General features: G+C 56.7%; 19 protein-coding genes and 2 tRNA genes. 13 read left to right on the forward strand and 8 right to left on the reverse strand.

The features are described 5' to 3' along the window. Positions 1-19 precede the first annotated feature (19 nt). The 4 genes from DOLE_RS02755 to DOLE_RS02770 form a co-directional block, all read right to left on the reverse strand. Positions 20-110: transfer RNA gene (locus DOLE_RS02755), tRNA-Ser, on the reverse strand. A 71-nt stretch (positions 111-181) separates the two neighbouring features. Next, a tRNA-Ser gene (locus tag DOLE_RS02760) sits at positions 182-273 on the reverse strand. Positions 274-468: 195 nt separating this feature from the next. Then, the gene (locus DOLE_RS02765; RefSeq protein ID WP_012173972.1) at positions 469-1,194 is read right to left on the reverse strand and encodes a tRNA1(Val) (adenine(37)-N6)-methyltransferase; all 726 of its coding nucleotides are present in this window, start codon (positions 1,192-1,194) and stop codon (positions 469-471) included. Then, positions 1,191-1,514 (reverse strand): DUF721 domain-containing protein, encoded by a 324-nt coding sequence (locus DOLE_RS02770; RefSeq protein WP_052294237.1) that lies wholly within the window; start codon positions 1,512-1,514, stop codon positions 1,191-1,193. Before DOLE_RS02770 ends, DOLE_RS02765 begins: the two co-directional genes overlap by 4 nt. A 181-nt stretch (positions 1,515-1,695) precedes the next feature. Between DOLE_RS02770 and hflK the strand changes: the two genes are divergently transcribed. Together hflK and hflC are read left to right on the forward strand one after the other, a co-directional pair. Then, a complete protein-coding gene (gene hflK, locus DOLE_RS02775) occupies positions 1,696-2,778 on the forward strand; it encodes an FtsH protease activity modulator HflK (RefSeq protein ID WP_041280317.1) in 1,083 nt (360 codons plus the stop codon). After that, positions 2,775-3,764 (forward strand): protease modulator HflC, encoded by a 990-nt coding sequence (gene hflC, locus DOLE_RS02780; protein ID WP_012173975.1) that lies wholly within the window; start codon positions 2,775-2,777, stop codon positions 3,762-3,764. Before hflK ends, hflC begins: the two co-directional genes overlap by 4 nt. A 157-nt stretch (positions 3,765-3,921) precedes the next feature. On the opposite strand, the gene DOLE_RS17835 is transcribed toward hflC, so the two are convergent. After that, entirely contained in the window at positions 3,922-4,020 is a 99-nt protein-coding gene (locus tag DOLE_RS17835) for a 30S ribosomal protein bS22 (protein WP_083766505.1), read from the reverse strand. A gap of 137 nt (positions 4,021-4,157) precedes the next feature. Between DOLE_RS17835 and DOLE_RS02785 the strand changes: the two genes are divergently transcribed. From DOLE_RS02785 to groL, 4 genes are all read left to right on the forward strand, one after another. Then, positions 4,158-4,718, forward strand: coding sequence for a hypothetical protein (locus DOLE_RS02785; RefSeq protein ID WP_012173976.1), 561 nt, complete (start codon positions 4,158-4,160; stop codon positions 4,716-4,718). A gap of 159 nt (positions 4,719-4,877) precedes the next feature. Then, complete coding sequence (locus DOLE_RS02790) at positions 4,878-5,144, forward strand: FmdB family zinc ribbon protein (RefSeq protein ID WP_012173977.1); 267 nt, start codon at positions 4,878-4,880, stop codon at positions 5,142-5,144. A gap of 112 nt (positions 5,145-5,256) precedes the next feature. Beyond that, positions 5,257-5,544 (forward strand): co-chaperone GroES, encoded by a 288-nt coding sequence (gene groES, locus DOLE_RS02795; protein ID WP_012173978.1) that lies wholly within the window; start codon positions 5,257-5,259, stop codon positions 5,542-5,544. 37 nt (positions 5,545-5,581) lie between these two features. Continuing rightward, on the forward strand, positions 5,582-7,234 hold the full coding sequence (groL, locus tag DOLE_RS02800) for a chaperonin GroEL (RefSeq protein ID WP_012173979.1): 1,653 nt from the start codon (positions 5,582-5,584) through the stop codon (positions 7,232-7,234). Positions 7,235-7,323: 89 nt separating this feature from the next. Here the strand turns inward: groL and DOLE_RS02805 are convergent, their stop codons facing one another. Continuing rightward, the gene (locus DOLE_RS02805) at positions 7,324-8,658 is read right to left on the reverse strand and encodes an ammonium transporter (RefSeq protein WP_012173980.1); all 1,335 of its coding nucleotides are present in this window, start codon (positions 8,656-8,658) and stop codon (positions 7,324-7,326) included. A gap of 21 nt (positions 8,659-8,679) precedes the next feature. Continuing rightward, on the reverse strand, positions 8,680-9,018 hold the full coding sequence (locus tag DOLE_RS02810) for a P-II family nitrogen regulator (RefSeq protein WP_012173981.1): 339 nt from the start codon (positions 9,016-9,018) through the stop codon (positions 8,680-8,682). A 617-nt stretch (positions 9,019-9,635) separates the two neighbouring features. Here DOLE_RS02810 and DOLE_RS02815 point away from each other — a divergent pair. The 3 genes from DOLE_RS02815 to DOLE_RS02825 all read left to right on the forward strand — a co-directional run bounded on the left by DOLE_RS02815 (position 9,636) and on the right by DOLE_RS02825 (position 13,540). After that, a complete protein-coding gene (locus DOLE_RS02815) occupies positions 9,636-10,316 on the forward strand; it encodes an FHA domain-containing protein (RefSeq protein WP_012173982.1) in 681 nt (226 codons plus the stop codon). Between the two features lie 99 nt (positions 10,317-10,415). Further along, the gene (locus tag DOLE_RS02820) at positions 10,416-11,312 is read left to right on the forward strand and encodes a serine/threonine protein kinase (RefSeq protein ID WP_012173983.1); all 897 of its coding nucleotides are present in this window, start codon (positions 10,416-10,418) and stop codon (positions 11,310-11,312) included. Between the two features lie 11 nt (positions 11,313-11,323). Beyond that, positions 11,324-13,540 carry a nucleotidyl cyclase domain-containing protein gene (locus DOLE_RS02825; RefSeq protein WP_012173984.1) on the forward strand — a complete coding sequence of 739 codons (2,217 nt, stop codon included), beginning with the start codon at positions 11,324-11,326 and terminating at the stop codon, positions 13,538-13,540. Between the two features lie 6 nt (positions 13,541-13,546). Here the strand turns inward: DOLE_RS02825 and DOLE_RS02830 are convergent, their stop codons facing one another. Beyond that, positions 13,547-14,584, reverse strand: a complete 1,038-nt coding sequence (locus DOLE_RS02830) for a nitroreductase family protein (protein ID WP_012173985.1) — start codon at positions 14,582-14,584, stop codon at positions 13,547-13,549. 409 nt (positions 14,585-14,993) lie between these two features. Between DOLE_RS02830 and DOLE_RS02835 the strand changes: the two genes are divergently transcribed. The 4 genes from DOLE_RS02835 (at position 14,994) to DOLE_RS02850 (ending at position 20,767) form a co-directional block, all read left to right on the forward strand. Then, the gene (locus DOLE_RS02835; protein WP_012173986.1) at positions 14,994-15,887 is read left to right on the forward strand and encodes a MerR family transcriptional regulator; all 894 of its coding nucleotides are present in this window, start codon (positions 14,994-14,996) and stop codon (positions 15,885-15,887) included. Positions 15,888-16,224: 337 nt separating this feature from the next. Further along, positions 16,225-17,448, forward strand: coding sequence for a thiolase family protein (locus DOLE_RS02840; RefSeq protein WP_012173987.1), 1,224 nt, complete (start codon positions 16,225-16,227; stop codon positions 17,446-17,448). 37 nt (positions 17,449-17,485) lie between these two features. After that, on the forward strand, positions 17,486-18,853 hold the full coding sequence (locus DOLE_RS02845) for a phenylacetate--CoA ligase family protein (protein WP_012173988.1): 1,368 nt from the start codon (positions 17,486-17,488) through the stop codon (positions 18,851-18,853). Positions 18,854-18,997: 144 nt separating this feature from the next. Then, positions 18,998-20,767: an NAD-dependent epimerase/dehydratase family protein gene (locus tag DOLE_RS02850; RefSeq protein WP_012173989.1), complete on the forward strand. Its 1,770-nt coding sequence runs from the start codon at positions 18,998-19,000 to the stop codon at positions 20,765-20,767.

Genomic DNA, 20,767 nt, shown 5'->3' on the forward strand with positions numbered 1-20,767 from the left:
GGTCTGCGTGTTGTGAGTGTGGCGGAGAGAGAGGGATTCGAACCCTCGGTGCCTGTTAGAGCACACACGATTTCCAGTCGTGCACCTTCAGCCAGCTCGGCCATCTCTCCGCAGGGTGTTCTCGATGTTGTACCGCCGGTTCCGGGGCCGGTTTCCCGCAGCCGGTTCACGGCGCGGGTCATGGCGGAGAGGGAGGGATTTGAACCCCCGATCCCGCGTCAACAGGATGCCGCTTTTCGAGAGCGGTGCCTTCAGCCTCTCGGCCACCTCTCCTGCAAAGTCCCCGGAATGGGGCTGTCGGCCAATGGCGGCCCATGGGCCGGCCCTTTGCCGAAAACAACCTGTCATTTGTATACTCTTTGACCGGCGGTGTCAAATTAAAATGATCGGTTGATCCGGCTTCTTTATGTCATCGAAATCGGTATCGGTATCGGTATCGGGGCAGGCATCGCCAAAACAGGGCCGGTATCAGGGCAGAAACATCCGTTCAACTTCAGGGGTGTACCGGTCGTCCGCGTCGTAGATCACCAGGGGAGAAGGAATGACGGCGCCGGGCCGGCCGTTACGGGTGCCCTTGATCAGCACCAGCCGGGCCTCCTCGTGCTGCCGGGAGTGGATGGTACGCACCAGCTTGGGTTCGATGCCCGCCTCCCGCATGGCACAGATCATGTCCGGTGCCCGGAACGCGGGGTAGATAACGACAAACTCGCCGGCCGTGCGCAGGGCCCGTTTTGCCGCCGCCAGAATATCTTTCAGGGTGACGGCCAGTTCGTGCCGGGCAATGGCCCGTTCCTCGTCGGGGTTGATCCGGCCGGCAGCCACCTTTCGAAAAGGGGGGTTGCACACCACGATGTCGGCCTTGCCCGCCGGCAGGTGATCGTTCGCGTTTCGAATGTCGGCACAGACGATGCTTACACGATCGGTCATCTGGTTGGCCGCCGCGTTTTCCGTGGCGATTTGAGCGAGTTGCGGCTGAATCTCAATGCCGGTGATTGATACCGATGGGTGGCGGCAGGCCAGTATCAGGGGAATGATGCCGCACCCGGTGCCCAGGTCCACGATGCGGGCGCCGGGTGCCGGGGTGATGTGCCAGGCAAGGATCACCGCGTCAATGGAGAACCGATAACCGTCCGCCGTCTGCCGGACGCAAACGTGGCCGTTAAAAAAGGAGTCTTGCGTGATGGGCCGGGTCATGAGTGAAGGCCGCCGATTTTGAATCTCATGTCCGTGACCAGGTCCCGGCCGGCGGCCTGATTGATTTGCCGAATCATATCGTTCTGATGAAAGCGGAGATGCTGAATCCAGGCCGGACTGGTCACATGGACGGTGAGGGTCTTCTGTTTTATGGCCGCCGGCTGAGCGTTCTGGGCGGTCGGCCCGTCCACAACGGTTGGCCAGATTTTGGAAATCAGCATCAGGTCGGCATGAAGGCCGTTCTGCATGCCCCGCATGACACCCTGAAGGATCGCACCGATGTGCTCAAATTCACCTTTTTCTCTTTTTTCCCTGGCCATGGCTGTTTAGGTCTCAGAAATCGCAAAGCGTGTCAATTAAAATCACCTATATTTTCGGATCGGCCTTGACTTCATATGGCCGCTGCTTTACAGTCTTTTCTTGTAACACGTCACGCGGTCAATGTCGACGCAGTCAAAAATCCAAAATAGGGTCTGTTATTCTATGGACACGGGAAAAACAATGAACTGGGACTGGGAAAAGCTTCAGCAGCAACAAAAAAGCAGGCGGCCGTCCGGCCCCGGTCCATCCGGGGGCGGTGGTGGTGGAACACCGCCTCAGATGGATGAACTGATCAATAAATTCAAGAACATGAAATTTTCCATGGGCCCGGTGCTGATCATCGTGGCAATCCTGGTGATCCTGCTCGGGTCTACCATGGTCTACACGGTGGAGCAGCGGGAGGTGGGAGTGGTCCAGCGGTTCGGCAAATATGTGCGCACCACCTATCCCGGGCTTCACTTCAAGCTGCCCATGGGCATTGAAACCCTGCACATTGTCAACGTGGACGAGACCCGGTCCGCAGGCTTCGGGCTTTCAACGGCCCAGGCGGAAAAGACCCTGTTCTCCTCCCGGCCGGCGGCCCCGTCCAACGTCTATGACGAGTCCCTGATGCTCACCGGAGACCTGAACGTGGGCATCGTGCCCTGGGTGGTGCAGTACAACATCAAGGATCCGATCCGGTTTCTGTTCAGAGTGCATGAAGCCGAGATTCTGCTCAAGGATCTGTCCGAGGCCACCATGCGCCTGGTCGTGGGGGACCGGAGCATCAACGAGGTCCTGCTGATCCGGGAGGAGATCGCCTCCGAGTGCCGAACCCGCTTGCAGCAAGAGCTGGATGACGCGGAAACCGGGATTCAGGTGACTGCCCTGGAGCTGGGCAAGACCAATGTGCCCCCCAAGGTTCAGCCCTCCTTTAACGCGGTGAACAAGGCCGAGCAGGAAAAGGAGACCATGATCTTTACCGCCCGCAAGGAGTATAACCAGGCCATTCCCGCGGCCATGGGCGAGGCCAAGAAAACCATCCTCGCCGCGGAGGGCTATGCGCTGGACCGGGTCAACCGGGCCGAGGGTGATGCCGCCAAGTTCATGGCGCTTTACAAGGAGTATTCCAAGGCCAAGGATGTGACCCGCCGGCGGCTCTATCTTGAAACCATGAAGGATGTGCTGCCGAAACTGGGCAAAAAATACCTGATCGACGAAGATCAGAAAAATGTTTTGCCGCTGCTTAATCTTGAAACCGGAAACAGGGGTGTGACCAAGTGAAATCCAGAGGTATAACAACGATTGCTGTCGTGCTGGTCGTCGGCATTGTCGCTTTTTTTCTCTCCGCGTTTATCGTGGATGAAACTGAACTGGCCATCGTCACCCGCTTTGGCAAGGTGACCCGGGAACCGGTGATGGAGGCCGGGCTGAACTTTCGGGTGCCTTTTCTGGACAAAGTGTACCTGTTTCCGAAAAACCTGAGGGAATGGGACGGCGAAAAAGGGGAGCTGCCCACCCTGAACAAAACCTATATCTGGGTGGACACCTTTGCCCGGTGGCGAATTGAGGACCCGGTGGTGTTTTATCAGCGGGCCGTGAATATGGACAAGGCCCAGCGGCTGATGGGCAATATTCTTGACTCAGAGGTGAAAAACGCCATTGCCAACCAGGAGCTGATTGAGACGGTGCGGAACAGCAACCGGCAGATGGCCTCCCTGGAAGAGCTTTTTTCATCATCCTCCGAACCCACAGATGGAGAGGCCACCACCGGTACCCGGAGGGGGACGGTGAAAAGCAGCGAGATCAAGGTCGGGCGGGAGCAGGTGGAAAACATCATTCTGGAACGGGCCAAACCCAAGATCGCTGAGCTGGGCATCGACCTGGTGGATGTGAAGATCAAGCGGATCAACTACCGGGAGGACGTGCAGGAATCGGTGTACGACCGCATGATCGCCGAGCGGTCCCAGATCGTGGAGCAGTTCCGGTCCGAGGGCCGGGGAGAGGCCCAGCGGATTCTGGGTGAAAAAGAGAAGAAGTTAAAGGAGATCCAGTCTGAAGCATATAAAACGGCCCAGACCATTATGGGAAAGGCCGATGCCAGGGTCACGGAGATTTCCGCTGACGCCTACTCAAGGGATCCGGAGTTTTATTCGTTTGTGAAAACGCTTTCTCTTTATGCCGAGTCCCTGGATGAATCCAGTTCAGTGGTGCTTTCCACAGACACCGATTTTTTCAAATACCTCAAGGGGTATTCGGACAAACGGTAGCCCGGGCCACAGCGTTGCACACCGCGCCTTGTGTTTGCGGGCAAATCGACGCCTGCAATATCCGCGGCTTAACACAACGGAAAAACGCCTTTGACACAACGCAAAGCGTGCGTCAAAGGCGTTTTAATTGCCGTCATATACTTAAAAGCGCAGGCGCTTATCTGCCTTTTCTTCTCTGGTGGCGTGTGCGCGCAAGAAGTTTTCTGTGTTTATGCTTCCGCATCTTTTTCCGTCTTTTTTTAATAACCGAGCCCAAGAGCCCACCTCCTTTTTATTCAAATTTCTTGTGATTCATACCCTTTTTTGTGTTGCGTGTCCACACTATATGAATATATTTTCAAAATGCAAGAGTTTTGTTGCTCATATGACAGGGGGGGACAGGTATTGACCACCATGAAACAGAAAACGAGGCAGGCCCGGCAGGCCACACCCTGTTTTTCCTTAGACCAGCTCGCGGTGCTCAATGATTCTGTGGCCGTGGCCGAAGAGATGGTATGCGATTACTACAAGATGTCGGCCAGCCAGTGGCTTCGCCACCGCTACGATGTAAAAACACGGGCCGGGCTTTCCGGCACTGAGATCGTGGAAGGCCCTTTTGCTCAGATCGTCCGTTACGCGGCCCGGGGCAGCGATGCGTCTCTGGGCTCTTCTGTCTATGATTTCTATAAGATATGCGTTCAGGACCCGGCCATTCTGTCGGTTGTTTCCGCCACGCCCGGTCTTTCTCTTTTTCCCTTTCTGGTCTATGTCATCGTGCACGAACTGGTTCACATTATCCGGTTTGCCCGGTTTGACCAGCACTTTGACGCGCCGCCCGAAGAAAAGGAGAGAGAAGAGGGGCGGGTCCACCGGGCCACCCGGGCCATCCTGGTGCGGCATGAGATTGCCGGCATGGCGCCGGTATTAAAATTTTATGAAAAATGGGAAACGTGTCAGGCGCCTGTCGATTTGTGAAATAATCGGGCCTGCCGTTTATTTTGTTTGTTTTTTCACCTTGACAATGCCATAAAGAGACTTAAACTTTTGTCAACCAAATTTGAGGTATATGGGTTTTCAGGATTTTTGAATGCCCCGGCCTGTGGCCGATGTAAAGAACAAGAGGGAGAACACGTTATGCCGATCTACGAGTATGAATGCACCAAATGTGGAAAAATCCACGAGGCATGGCAGAAGATCAACGACAAGCCGCTGCAGCGGTGTGACGCCTGTTCAGGCAAACTTCACAAACTGATTTCCCACAGCGCTTTTCATTTAAAGGGTTCCGGCTGGTACGTGACCGACTATTCAGGCGGCGCAAAACCGGGCGCGTCAACGTGCCAGGCATGCGAATCAACGCCGGCTGCATCCAAGGAAAAAAGCGGCTCGTCTAAAGATAAATAATAATAACAATTGGATATGGTGTTTCCGGGCCGGCTCTGAGGCCGCCTGGGATTACAGGTGTATGCTTTTTTGTGTATAAATAAACGCTTGACAGGCAAGGAGGAGAAAGAAGATGAAGTTCAGACCATTGCACGACCGGATTCTGGTAAAACGGGTTGAGGAAGAGACAAAGACCAAGGGCGGTATCATCATTCCCGACACCGCAAAGGAAAAGCCCATTGAGGGCAAGGTGATGGCGGTTGGCAACGGCCGGCTCGGTGAGGACGGCAAGCTCATTCCTTTGGAGGTCAAGAAGGGCGATCGGGTACTGTTCGGCAAATATGGCGGAACAGAGGTCAAGATGGACGGCCAGGAATACCTGATCATGCGGGAAGACGACATTCTCGGTATTCTGGAATAGAACAATTTAAGACAAAAGACATAAAGGAGTGAATGAAATGGCTGGAAAAGAGATTAAATATTCAACAAAGGCACGTGAAGCCATGCTTGCGGGTGTCAGGACCCTGGCCGACGCAGTTGCGGTAACACTGGGCCCCCGGGGCCGGAATGTGGTGATTGAAAAGTCATGGGGATCCCCCACGGTCACCAAGGACGGCGTTACCGTGGCAAAAGAGATCGAACTGGAAGACAAGTTCGAGAACATGGGCGCCCAGATGGTAAAAGAGGTCGCCAGCAAAACCAGCGACACCGCCGGTGACGGCACCACCACCGCCACCGTGCTGGCCCGGGCCATTTACGAGGAAGGCCAGAAGCTGGTGGCCGCCGGCAACAACCCCATGGCCATCAAGCGCGGTATCGACAAGGCCTGTGAAGTGGCGGTCAAGGAGCTTGCCGGCATGAGCAAGCCCACCAAGAACCAGCGCGAAATCGCCCAGGTCGGCACCATCTCCGCCAACAGCGACGAGACCATCGGCAATATCATTGCCGAGGCCATGGAAAAGGTCGGCAAGGAAGGTGTCATCACCGTGGAAGAGGCCAAGTCCATGGACACCACCCTGGACGTGGTGGAAGGTATGCAGTTCGACCGCGGTTATCTTTCCCCCTATTTTGTTACCGATGCTGAAAAGATGGTGGTCTCCCTGGAGAACGCCTATATCCTGATCAACGAGAAGAAGCTGTCCAACATGAAGGAGCTGTTGCCCATTCTGGAGCAGACCGCCAAGGCGGGCCGGCCCCTGCTGATCATTGCCGAAGATATTGAGGGCGAAGCCCTGGCCACCCTGGTGGTCAACAAGCTGCGCGGCACCCTGAACGTGGCCGCGGTCAAGGCCCCGGGTTTCGGCGACAGAAGAAAGGCCATGCTCGAGGATATCGCTACTCTCACCGGCGGCCAGGTGGTTTCCGAGGATGTGGGCATCAATCTGGAAGGCATCACCCTGGGCGACCTGGGACATGCCAAGCGCATCACCATAGACAAGGATAACACCACCATCGTGGACGGTGCCGGCAAAAAGGCCGACATCGAGGGCCGCGTCAAGCAGATTCGCGCCCAGATCGAAGACACCACTTCCGATTACGACCGGGAGAAGCTTCAGGAGCGGCTGGCCAAGCTGGTGGGCGGTGTGGCCGTCATTAACGTGGGCGCCGCCACCGAGACTGAAATGAAGGAAAAGAAAGCCCGGGTGGAAGACGCGCTCAACGCTACCCGCGCGGCCGTGGAAGAGGGCGTTCTGCCCGGCGGCGGCGTGGCCCTGGTGCGGTGTCTGGACGCACTTTCCAAGATCAAGATCAAGTCCGAGGAGAAGCTGGGCGTCAAGGTGGTGATGCGGGCCATTGAAGAACCCCTGCGCCGGATCGCCAACAACGCCGGCGTGGAAGGCTCCGTGGTGATCGAAAAGGTCAAGAACGAAACCGGCAGCTTCGGTTACAACGCAGCCACCGGCGACTATGGCGATCTGATTGCCGCCGGTGTCATTGATCCCACCAAGGTGGTGCGGTTCGCCCTGCAGAACGCGTGCAGCGTTGCCTCCGTGATGCTGACCACCGAGGCCATGATCGCCGAGAAACCCTCCAAGGAAGAGCCGGCGGCCATGCCGGGCGGCGGCATGGGTGGCATGGGCGGTATGGGTGGCATGGGCGGCATGATGTAACAACCTGCTCCCTTTCCGCTTTAATAAAAATAGAAAGCCCCCGTGAAACCTCACGGGGGCTTTTTTTATGAATACGAATTTTCCGTCGCCTACTTCTGGGCGTAGGCCGACACACTAAAATCCGGGTAGGCATTACCGCCGTGCTCGGAAAAGTCAAGCCCCTCGGCCTCTTCTTCAGGAGATACCCGCAGGCCGATGGTTTTGTCTATCAGCTTGAACATGACAAAGGCCATGGAAAAGGTCCATGCAAAGCAGGTCCCCATGCCCAGAAGCTGCACGCCGATGATGGACGCCGATGTGCCGCCCATGTTGAAGATACCGGCGGCCAGCGTTCCCCAGGCCCCGCACACACCGTGGACCGATACCGCGCCCACCGGGTCGTCGACCTTGATTTTGTCGAAAAAGAGAACGGAGAACACCACCAGCACACCGGCAATGGCGCCGATGATAATGGAACTGGTCGGCGACACGTTGGCGCATCCGGCCGTGATACCCACCAGGCCGGCCAGGGCGCCGTTTAAGCTCATGCTGATTTCCGGCTTGCCGAACTTGAGCCAGGAGACGATCATGGCAAACACGGCGCCTGTGGCCGCGGCCAGGTTGGTGTTGACAAAGATCATGGCAATGCTTTTGTCCGCAACGGTGGTGGAGCCGGGGTTGAACCCGAACCAGCCCAGCCACAGGATAAAGACGCCCAGGGCCGCCAGGGGAATGTTGTGACCGGGAATGGCCCGTGCCGTGCCGTCCTTTGCGTACTTTCCCATACGGGGGCCCAGCACGATGGCACCTGCCAGGGCCGCCCAGCCGCCCACCGAGTGCACCACCGTGGACCCGGCAAAGTCGATAAACCCGAACCCTTCCAGCCAGCCGCCGCCGTTGAACAGGCTGCCCCAGGCCCAGCTGCCGAACACCGGGTAGATCAGGGCGCTTAACACGATACTGTAGGCGATATAGCCGATGAACTTTGTCCGTTCCGCCATGGCACCGGACACGATGGTGGCTGCCGTGGCGCAGAAGACCACCTGGAACATCCAGAAGGCCAGGACCCAGGGATCCCCTTCCGGGGAAAAGTCACTTAAGAAGAACCCGCTGGTGCCGAACCATCCGGAGGCCGAGGCCCCGAACATCAGGCCGAATCCCACGGCCCAGAAGACCAGGCTGCCGATGGAAAAGTCCATCAGGTTTTTCATTAAAATATTGACCGCGTTCTTGGCCCGGGTAAAGCCGGTCTCCACCAGGGCAAACCCGGCCTGCATGAAAAAGACCAGGCACGCCGCAACCAGGGTCCAGAGGTAGTCGGCATGGCTCTGCACCAGTTCAATGGCAGCGGCGTTGGCCGCCGGCGTGATGGCCGCTTCCCCGGCCCATGCACTGACTGACATGGCCAGACCCAGCAGGGGCGTCATATATAATATCCGTTTCATCCTGTATGCTCCTTTCTTTATTTAAACAGCGGCGCTGCCTTTTTCGCCGGTCCGAATGCGCACGACCCCTTCCACCGGCAGCACAAAAATTTTGCCATCACCGATTTTTCCCGAACTTGCTTTTTCCAGAATAATGGAAACAACCTTCTCGCTCATCTCGTCATCGGTGATGACCTCCAGCTTTATCTTGGGGATAAAGTCCACCTGGTATTCGGCTCCCCGGTAAATTTCGGTATGGCCCCGCTGACGGCCGAATCCCTTGACCTCGGTAATGGTCATGCCGGTCACGCCGGCCTCGTTTAACGCGGTTTTTACATCGTCCAGCCGAAACGGCTTGATGATTGCCTCAATCTTTTTCATGTGTCGCTCCTCCTTCTATTGGAATGTGAAAGGTCTTGTGCCCTTTCGATATTGACAAAAGCAAAGGATGTGCCAGAAAAATATCGAATCGCGGATGGTTAATATAAATACCTCTTTTGTTTAATTATTTTCAATAAAAAGGAGTGACTGAGATGGTGCAGTAAGCCATGATAAAAAAAATAGTATTACGAAAATGTATTGATGGCATTCTATTATTGCATTTTTGTAATACGTTTCCGGGTGTCCATCACGGCCCTGCCCTTGTAAACACCGGGTGCCGGGCAGGCGTAAATTTCCGGCCTGTTTTCGTGAGCCCGGGTATTTCACGAGTTGATTTGGCCGAAAGATGCAAGGCGCGGGACAAAATATTAAAGGGGCAACCCCCTTGGACCCTCGACCCCTTGAATCCTTGAACCCTTTGCTTCCATTAAATCGGAGAAGGCCCCAAACCTATACATATCGAAACACTTTATGAAATATTTACCTTAAGTACCTGTTTGCCTGATTCTTCTTGCAAAATCGAACTTGATTTAGCATAGTATGCAAATAAAGTTGCAGATGTTTTGCGGCAACCGGCAGGGAGGCCGGCCGTTTTGCACGGACAGAAGGAGGAACCCATGACCCGGCGTGAAATCGACGATACCCTTAACCTGGATAAGGAAGCCCTTGACTTTGTCGAGCAGGAAAAGTTTCAGGTGGAGGAGAAAGTCATCTACTCCGGACGCAAAAAAGGGGCCTGCATTGTCTTTATCACCGGCCCGTCCAGGGGCAATGTGGTGGCCGCACACAAGGGAACCATGACCATCGGCCGGGACCAGGCATCGGACATTGTCATCAACAAGCAGTATGTTTCCAAAAAGCACGCGCAGATCATCTCTTCAGAAGATGGGGCGAAAATTGTTGACTGCAAAAGCACCAACGGCACTTTTCTCAACGACACTCTCATTGAACAGGCCGAACTTAAGGATCGTGACGAGATCAAGATCGGCAGCGTGATTATGCAGTACTTCCGTATCGACCTGAATGACGCGGACCAGGAGCGTATCCCAGCGGTTTTGGAGGACCAGAAACCATCGGCGTTTTATAACAAGGTATTTGCCGAGGTTCAGCCCTTTTTCGGCCAGATGACCGGCCGGTTCCTGGATCGCCAGATTCGGTCCCACCTGGGCAAGAGCCCCGGCACCCTTGAGTTTTCAGACAGGGAGAGCCTGGCAAGATGGCTCCGTATTTCAGCTGGCCTGCTGATGAATGAAAAAATCGCCGATACCCTGGCGGAAAAGATCCTGGCATTAGAGTAGTGTCCATGCTTCTGTTGTAAGCGCACGAAAAAGGGTTCCATCCCAGGCCGCTGCACCTGCATCTTCACCGGCACGCGTCTATTTTACTGGAGCAGGCCCATGGCAAAGCTCACGGAGGTCGACCTGAGCCACCTGCTTGGACGGGAGGTGGGAACATCAACGCTTTTAAAAGAGCTGGACCGCGGTGCCATGGCCGTCGTGTTCGTGGCCTTTCAGCGCACCCTCAAGCGTCAGATCGCCGTTAAGATTCTTCCCAAATCCATTCTCACGCCTGAAACGGCCGCGCTTTTTGTTCAGGAAGCCGAGATGGCCGCCATTCTCTCCCACCCCAACATCATTCAGGTTTACGAGGTGGGAGAGACGGACGAATTTCTCTATTTCACCATGCAGCTGATCCAGGGCAACTCCCTCGCATACCATATCGGCCGGGTCCGGGACCATGTGATTCCGTCAAAAAGATTTTTGCCGGTTTCTGCCAGTCTTGACCTGGTGCGGGCCATGCTGGACGCTCTGGACTATGCCCACGGCCAGGACATCGTGCACCGGGACGTAAAACCCTCCAACGTGCTGATTGAACCCCATACGCAGCGCCCCATTTTGATGGATTTCGGCATCTCCAAAAGTGTGCGCGAGCCCGGCGCCGCTGAAAATACCATTCTGGGGACCCCGGTGAACATGGCGCCGGAACAGATTCTGGGAAAAGAGATGGACAACCGGGTTGATGTGTACGGTGCGGGTGTCCTGCTGTTTCAGTCTCTTGTCTCAAACCTGCCGCTGGCACCGCATGAATCCACCAGGGAACTGCTGAAACTCAAACTGGCCGACCGGATGTTTATTCGCCCGCCTTCTGCAGTCAACCCGGCCGTTCATTCAGACATGGACGAAATTGTTGTAAAGGCCACCGCGTTTCACCCCCGGGACCGCTATGGCTCCTGCCGGGAGTTCGCGGATGCCTTGAAACACTACGCAGCCAACCATTTGCAGGCAGACCGTTGAAAGGAGACCCAATGGCAGAGCCGAAAGCCGGCAGCGCCGAATATGTCAAGCTGAGCCGCATGGTGTGCATGCTGTTGAACCGCGCCATGATGTACAAGGCCGACCACCCCCAGATTCGTGAGGCGGCCGCCAACCTGTATAGGGAACTTGCCCTCCTGCTTCCCCAGGTGGCCTCCATCTCCCTGATTCTTCACCAGGACCAGCTTTACCTGGATGAAGAACCGGTGGACCCGCGCATCAATGTGGGCCGCATCGTGGCCCTCTTCAAGAAAGCCGGCATTCAGTCGATTTCCTTTTTTAAGGGTATGGCCGCGGAAGAACTGGATGTGCTGATCGACATTGTCACATCGCCGGCCCAGTATGCCGACAGCCCGGCCATGATCGAGGAGCTGCGGTTCCGGGGGGTGGATCAGCTGAAGATCAACCATGTGTTTTATAAAAAAATCACCCGTGAAGAGGAGGTGATTACCCGTCGGGACCAGGAGGAAAAACCGGTTCCCCCGCCGGTCTCCGACGCAGCAAAAAAGCAGCTCATGAAAACGCTGCTGGAGAGTGTACTTGCCGAGGAAACGGATAAAACCCTTTCCATGCAGCGTCTGATGAGTGATCCGGCGGGTATGTCGAAACAAATGCTGTCGGTAGAAGAAAAAGGTATGGCCGCTGTGGCATCCGGCAACCTTGCACCGGGAGATTCCGGCGCTGCCGGGGATACGGCGGCCATCACACCGGGTGCCACCCTCCTTTACCAGATCCAGACCCTGGGCGACGATATTCGGCAACACCTGGAAACCGAAGGCCCATCCGACATGATGAATGTGGCTGAAGCGGTCTTTGAAATGAAGCGTCAATTGACCCTGGGAATTGAGGCTCGGAAGGCGGTCAACCAGGCCTATGAAAACGAATCGGCGATTGTAGACCAGGTCAATGCCCTGTCCGATGATGTGCTGGTGCAGTTAATTAAAAACGAGTACCAGCAGGGAAAGATCACAACCGTCCGGCTGGCCCAGATACTGCGGCGCATGGTTCCCGAACCCGGCGAGCTGCGGCGGCTGCTGCCCAAGATCAAAAAAGCCCTGTTGTCCGAGGGCATGCCCGTTGCCGAGTATCTTTCCCTGGTACAGCATCTGGGCAAAGAACTGGAAAGCGAGGGGCTTTCCAGGGTGCTTCAGGAAGCGGCCGGGTCCGTGGGTGTGGATGGCGCCGACCTGGTCGACGAGATTCAGAAAAATCCGGAACAGGTGGCCGGCCTGATTGCCATTGCTGCCGAGATTCGAAAGGGCGACGGGGACCAGCAGGCCTTTATGGATACGCTGGTGAACTATGTTGAGGAGCTGGGAAGCGGACTCCGGAAAGAGACCGCCGGCGGAGATGCGGCTGACGCCCGCAGCATGATGGCCGACCTGGGATCAAACCTGACGGCCCATCTGCGGGGCATGAACATAGACCCTGATGCCCTGGCCGAAATGGAGACCCGGATCAACGACCGCATTCAGGCGGTTTTTGACCGGCTGGACACCGGTCCGGCGGCACTGGGGGGAGGCGGGTGCCCGGCACGAAAGGAGCGCACCCTGCTGGAGATGATGGAGCAGAGCCTGGAGGGCAATCAGGATTTAAAGCAGATTCTGCAGGCCGTGCGTGCGGATGCCCAAGCCGACGCCCTTGACGAGAACAGCATTGAACAGATATACGCGGCCATCGTCAAACACCAGGAGGCGAGAAGGGAAAAAGAGTCAAAACGGCAGATGCCCGCCGGTGTACTCAAGCCGGCCGAATTCCGGTTCCACCTTGAAAAGGAGCTGTCCCGGGCCGGGCGTCATAAGCTTTACCTGTCCACCCTGGCCTTTACCATCATCAATGTTCGGCCCAAAACCAAAGTGCCGGCTGATGTGAAAATCAAGAAAGCCGATCTTTTTGCTGCCGCTTACGAGCGACTGGTGGAGGTCGCCCGGACTTCGGATATCGTGGGTGAGCTGGATCCGAACACCATGACCATTATCCTGCCCATGGCCGAAAAAGCCGGTGCCCGCCTGGCACTGCAGCGCATCACAAAACTGCTTCACGACCAGCCCTTTGAAATTCAGGGCATTCCCTTGAACGTGATCATTGCCGGTTCGGTCACCTCGTTTATGCCGGACGAAAGGCCCAACACCGAATCCTTTATTCGCACCATGGCTTATGAACTGGACCATGTGGCCAAGCGGGTCAGAAATGTTCACAATCTGACCTGACCCGGGTTACTCGACCCACTGAATGCGGGCCTGTTCCCTGGCCACCACGTTGTCGATCTGCATCTTGGGCCATCCCAGGGTCAGGGAGCTGATGATTTCAAACTGGTCGTCAATACCCAACTGCCTTCTGAAAGCCGGGTAGAACCCCAGCCCCCTTACCAGTGATACCCAGCAGGTGCCCAGGCCCAGGGCGTGGGCCGCCAGCACCATGTTCTGTCCGCAGATGCCGGTGTCCAGCTGAATGGAGCCGATGCCCCGCTTGTCGGCCAGCAGGATGATCAGCACCGGCGCGTTAAAAAAGATGTGGTAGTCCGGGTCACTGGTCACGGTATTGATGCCGCCCCGGGCACGGGGCTCCACGTCCCCGGTTTTGATCCGGCAGAGCAGGGCCATCACCATGTTCTGCCACCAGTTGAGCTTTGCGTTTGGATCGCCGGGCGTTTTTTTGTCCAGGTAGGCGTGGGGCATCATGATAAATGTCCCTTTGCGAAGGGACCGTTTGCACTTGTCATTGATCTCGTCAATGACCTGTTTGTTGGTGATGGCGATAAACTTCCAGGGCTGGTTGTTGCCCGCCGACGGCGCGAACCGTCCCGCCTCGATCACCCTTTCTACCAGGTCCCGCTCCACCGGCTTTTTTTTGTAAAGCCGTATGCTTCGCCGCTTGTAGATCACCCGTTCGGTCTCGGTGAGCTGGCCTTCAATCTGCTCAAAGGGCTCGCCGGCGCGGCTGCGTATGGGTGCGGGAAGGGTTTTGCCGTTTTCAAACAGGTGGGTGTTTTTCCAGAAACCGGCGCCCACCCGGTAGTCTCCTTCAATGACAATGGCCTTGTTGGGGCAGGTGGCCACGCAGTTCTGGCAGGTGATGCACCGGAAATGGTCATAACGCTGGTTTGGGGCCGCCTTGCCGTCGGCAACCATAAGGATCTGCATGGGGCAGGCGGCCACGCAGGCCCCGCACCCGTTACATTTCTCTTCATCTAAAACAAACCGTGCAAAAGCGGCCTCCGGGTTGTTGGTCGATTGAAAAAATTTTTTGATCATGGCCGCTCCCTGTCGTTAACGCCGATTTAAATGATTAAAGGACCTCTCTAAAAATTGATTTTTTCCCAACACCAAACGCCATTTTTTGTTTTTGGCGGTTTATTTTTTTATCTCGCGAAGGCGCAAAGTGCGCAAAGGATTATGCCTTCTGCTTTACACCCAGCGTTCACGCTTTTCTCTGCGTCCTTTGGGTCTTTGCGAGAAATTTAATTTTTCGCGGTTCCCTAAAGTCATGATGTTGGATCGATGATAGTATGGAGTTGACTCTCTAGTCAACTGAAAATGAATTGTGCGCCTTTCTTTCTCGTGGAATAATGCCTTATTTAATGAAGGCTATAAAATTTCAGGATTGACCCGGGTCGATAACAGGTGTATAGTTTGTGGTCAGAATCAGGGAGGATGTAAAAAAATGGAAAACACGCAGCATCTGTTTCGCATCGGCGAGCTGGAACGACTGTCCGGCGTGGCCCGGCGCAACATTCATTTTTACATGCAGCAGGGCCTGCTCCATGCGCCCCACCGCACCGGACGGACCATGGCCTATTATGACGCGTCCCACCTCAACAAGCTGGCCTATATTATTGAACAGAAAGCCCTGGGCCAGCCCCTTTTTTCCATTCGGGAAAACATCGAACGCTTGGAGGCCGAAAGCCCCGGCTGCTTTTCGGCCCGCCGGTCCACACCGGCCCGGAAGGCCGGCACCACCGATCGGCGAATGCCCCGCCGGGGCAAAAGCATGAAAACCCGGGAGGCCATTCTTGACCTGGGCTCCGCCCTGTTCCGGCAAAAAGGGTACCGGGCCACCAGGGTCAGTGACATCACCACCCGGCTCAACATCGGCAAAGGCACGTTCTATTTTTATTTTTCCGACAAAAAAGAGCTGCTTTTAGCCTGCGTGCCCAGAATATTCGGCGAACTGTTTGCCAACGGGTGGGATGTCATACGTCAGGAGGCCGACCCCCTCAAACGTCTGGAGTTGCGGGCCCGGGCCGTTCTGCCGGTGTTGGACGAGTTTTGCGCCATTCTGGCCATCTGCGAAGAGGCCCATGAAGACCCGGACCCCAAGCTCAAACAGATGGGCGAGCAAACCCTGGTAACGATCCGAAAGCCCATGGAATCGGATATTCGCAAGGGCATGGCCCAGGGCCTGATTCGAACGGTGGACCCGGCCATTGCCGCGGCCCTGATGATCGGGGCCATGCGCAGCATGCGGGTGTTGCGCTCCATGGACCCGGACATCTCCGATGACGCTGTTTTGCGCGAAGTGATCGGTGTGGTGCTTTCCGGTATTCGGCGACATTGATGGCTTCGTGAAAAGCCCAATATCTGCGTTGCGCTGCGCCCCTCGTCACTGCGGCGTACATATAATTGCTGCTGGAACATCACGCCAGCGGCGTGACTCATTCCTCGGGATTTGCGACGCCTTGATCTTGAACTTTTTACTTTGCCATCCCAAAACAGATTTTTTACGAGAGCATCAACATTAACCGGCGTGCTATAACTATACACTCACTTTACATATAATTGACCACGGTTCCTTAAAATAAAGGATTTGAATAAATTTTCTTGACTCAACCGTCCAAACCGGGATAGCCTTTTCCCACATCAGTGATCGTCAATATAGAAAAGGAGTGGCAGCAATGCGTGATGTGGCAATTATCGGAGCGGGCATGACCCGGTTCGGCAAGTTTCCGGAAAAGAGCATCAAGGACCTGGTCAAAGAATCGAGCCAGGCCGCGATAAAGGATGCCGGCATTCAGCCGTCAGACATTCAGGCCGCCTACGTGGGCAGCGCCGTGGCCGGCCTGATGACCGGCCAGGAAATGATCAAGGCCCAGGTCACCCTGTCGGCCATGGGCATTGAGGCGATTCCCATGTACAACGTGGAAAACGCCTGCGCCTCCTCTTCCAGCGCCCTGAACCTGGCATGGACAGCGGTGGGGGCCGGCATTTTTGACTGCGTGCTGGTGACAGGTTTTGAAAAGCTTTATGACGAGGACAAGAAAAAGTCCTTTGCCGCCCTGGGCACGGCCGTGGACATTGAGCTGTTCAAGCTGTTTCTGGCCGAGTTCCAGAAAAACCAGGGCAAGGGTGAATCGATCATAAAAGAGGGCAGCGGCCAGAAGCGCAGCGTGTTCATGGACATGTACGCCCACTACACCAAGATATATATGGACCGCTACGGCCTGACCCAGGAGCACTTTGCCAGGATCGCGGTCAAAAGTCACAAGAACGGTGCCCTCAATCCCCATTCCCAGTACCAGGAAGAGGTCACCCTGGAGCAGGTGCTGAACTCCGGTGATGTGTCCTGGCCGTTGACCCGAATGATGTGCTCACCCATCGGCGACGGCGCCGCCGCCGTTATCGTCTGTTCAAAAGAGGCCGCGGCCCGGTTTGGGGCCCGGCCGGTCTGGATCGCTTCCAGCGTGGTGGGCAGCGGCAAGCTTTCCGGTGACCTGGAAGACACCCTGACCAAACGGCTGGCGCCCAAAGCCTTTGAGGCCGCCGGCATCGGGCCGGACGATATCGACGTGATCGAGGTGCACGACGCCACCTCACCGTCTGAAATCATCACTCTCATTGAGCTGGGGTTGTGCCCCGGCGCGGACGCGCCCAAGTGGATTGACGAGGGCTACATGGAGATCGACGGCTCCCGTCCGTCCAACACTTCGGGCGGGCTGGCGGCCAAGGGCCACCCCATCGGCGCCACCGGCCTGGGCCAGGTTTATGAAATCGTCAACCAGCTGCGGGGCACCGCCGGCAAACGCCAGGTGAAAAATCCGAAAGTGGGCATGACCCACAACGGCGGCGGCATTCTCGGCGTGGACGCCGCCGCCATGGCCCTGCACGTGTTTAAAAATTAACCAGCGCTTTTTTCCAAAAACCAGGGAGAATATTTAAATGGACAACAATCAGCCCTACTGGAACATGGAGATCGAACCCAGGCTCAACACGGAAGAGATGCGCGAGCTTCAGTGGAAAAAGCTGGTGCCGGCCCTTCAGTGGCAGTATGAAAACACGCCCATGCACCGCAGCCGGTTTGAAAAGGCCGGCATCACGCCCGCCGACATTCGCAGTTTTGACGATTTTGCCCAGGCCTTGCCGCCCATGGGCCAGGCGGAGATTCGGGATCTGATCGGCGAAATCGGCCTGGACATGGACAAGCTCATGGGCCACCTGTTCGGTGAAAAGCGCATGAACGATCTCTATCTGCTCACCACCACCTCCGGCACCACCGGCATTCCCACGCCCTATCCCAATTTCGGGGCCTCCCTGGACGACGCCGCCGAAATTATGGCCCGGGCCGCCTGGCGCATCGGCATTCGGCCCGGTGACCGCGTCGGCATCTGCTTCGGGCTCTCCATGCATGCCGCAGGAACGCCCCAGGTGCTGTGGTTCCGCAAGTTTCCGGGCATCACCCTGGTTCCCATCGGCGCCGAGGCCGGCACGGAAAAGATTCTCCAGTTTATGCAGCTGTTCAAGGTCAACGTGTTTCTGGGCACGCCTTCACTGGCCCTTCATCTCATCGAGCGGGCCCCGGAAGTGCTCATGGGCCAGACCGTGAAATCCCTGGGCATCAAGGTGCTGATGCTGGGGGCCGAAGCCGGTGCCGGCATTCCCGAGGTGCGCGCCAAGCTGGAGGAGGCTTACGGCGCAAAGGTGTTTGACCTGGGCGGCGGCTACGGCTGCTCCTGCGATCACCCGGTCTACCAGGGCATGCACTGGATTGCCGACGATTATGCCTACTACGAACTCATCGACCCGGAAACCCGCCAGCCCGTACCCATGGAAAACGGCGCCACCGGCATCATGGTGGGCACCTCCTTAAACCCGCCGGCCGCGGTCTGGTTTGACCTGCGGTTTACCATGATGGACATTCACCAGGTGTTTACCGACCCCTGCCCTTGCGGCCGGTCCGGTTTCAGGTATAAGATCGTGGGACGGGCCGACGACATGCTCAAGGTCAAGGGAGTGCCGGTCTACCCGGCGGCCATTGAGGGGGTGATCCATTCCTTTCCCGACAAGCTCACCGGCTCCTTCCGCATCGTGCTCGACGAACCGCCCCCCCGGGTGGTGCCCCCGCTTAAACTTAAAATTGAATACGCCGAAGGGGTCAGAAAAGAAGACCTGCCCGGCATTGAGGCCGACCTGACAAGCCGGATGCATTCGCTTTTGAAAATCCGGCCGGCCATCCAATGGCTGGCGCCCAATACCCTGGAGCGGGCCACAAAGAAAACCCAGCTCCTGGAAAAGGCTTACGAGGAATAGGGTGAGCCGTCATTCCGGATAAAATTGATCAATACCTTGTCATCGGTATCGGTAGCGGTATCGGCATCGAGAACCCTTGCCGCATCGATCCCGATTTGGACCGGCCGGGAAAAAATTCATAAACCTTCAACCAGGAGGTAGACCATGGGCACCACCGTTGCCATCACCGGCGTTAACAGCTACTTTGCATCCACTATCCTGCCGCTGCTGGAAACCGATCCTGACGTGGATAAAGTCATCGGCATTGACGTGTCACCCTGGAAAGGGGGATATGGCAAGGTTGAGTTCCACCGGGCCGATATTCGGGACCCCCAGATCGCCGACATCCTGGCCGGGGCCGACGTGGTGTATCACCTGGCCTTTATCGTGGGCCAGATTCAGGACACTCAAAAAGCCCTGGACATTAACATCAACGGCAGTCGCAACGTGTTTGAGTCCTGCGTGAAGAACAACGTGTCCAAGGTGATCTACACCAGCTCCTCCACGGTCTATGGCGCCCATGCGGATAATCCCATCGGTTTTCGCGAAGACGCCCCTCTGCGCGTCAACGAGGACAGCTACTACAACGAAAGCAAGGTCAAGGTCGAAACCTTTGCCCGGGATTTTTTCCGCAACCATCCCGATATCACGTTTACGGTCATTCGGTCGGCCCTGCTGTTCGGCCCTCACATCGACAACATGTTTTCAAAGCTTTACGACCTGCCGGTGTCGTCCCTTCCCATGGGCCGCACCACCCACAACCAGTACATTCACGAAGAAGACCTGGGCAGCGCCCTTCACATGGCCATGGCCTGCGACCTGCCCGGCATCTACAACGTGGGGGCCGACGACGGCATGGCTACCCGGCACGCCTTTGCCATGGCCGGGGTCCGCATCATTCCGGTGCCCACAAGCCTGCTCAAGCTGGTGGCGGCCGTTGGGTTCAAGCTGCGCCTGTTTTCGGCCGGCCGCGGCTGGGTCAGCCTGGGCGAATACACCATCTTCATGAATTGCGACAAGTTCAAGCAGGCCACCGGGTGGAAACCCCGGTACACCTCCCGCCAGACCTTTGAGTCCTTTCTGGCGGCCCGCGAGCGTGACGCCAAAGACAACCCCATTCAGGCCACCCTGTCCTGGATATTCAAAAGCGGCCCCCGCACCCGGCCCACCATGGCGGTGCTCAACGTGTTCCGGCTGGGAAAGGTACCCGGTCTTCGGCGGGCCATTCCCTGGATGAACCCCAAAAAGAACAGCATGAGCTACCTGCCGGTCAACCGCAGCCTGGGCCAGGTGGTGGACCAGGTGCTGCCCGCCCAGGTGGTGCACGATTTTATCGACGCCGCCGACACCTATGTCATCATGGACAAGTGTGGCTGCCGGCTGGCCCGAAAGTGCCAGCACCACACCCCGGACATCGGGTGCCTGTTCATGGGAGAAACCGCCCTGAAAATGCCCCACGGTGTCAGCCGCCGGGTCACCCGCGAACAGGCCCACGCCCACGTGGACCGGGCCATCAGCGTCGGCCTGATTCCCATGACCGGCAAGGTGCGGGTGGATAACTTCATCTTTCTTACCCCGGACCGCAGCAAGCTGCTGTCTGTCTGTTTCTGCTGCCACTGCTGCTGCATGATGACCTCGCTCAAGCACATTCCCGGTGACTACCTGGACGGCATCATGCCGCGCATCGAAGGCCTGGAAATCTCTGTCACCGACGCCTGCGTGGGCTGCGGCACCTGCGTGGAGTTCTGCGGGTTCGGCGCCATCACCATTGAAAACGGCAAAGCGGTGCACAACGACCAGTGCCGGGGCTGCGGCCGCTGCGAAACCCGGTGCCCCAACCACGCGGTCAGAATCACCATCAACAACCCCAACGTCACCGAGGATGTGAAAAAACGGATCGAACAGTACGTGGACTTCAAGGGAACAGCGGCCTGA

Origin of the sequence: Desulfosudis oleivorans Hxd3, from assembly GCF_000018405.1 — a bacterium.
GTDB classification, from domain to species: Bacteria; Desulfobacterota; Desulfobacteria; order Desulfobacterales; family Desulfosudaceae; genus Desulfosudis; species Desulfosudis oleivorans.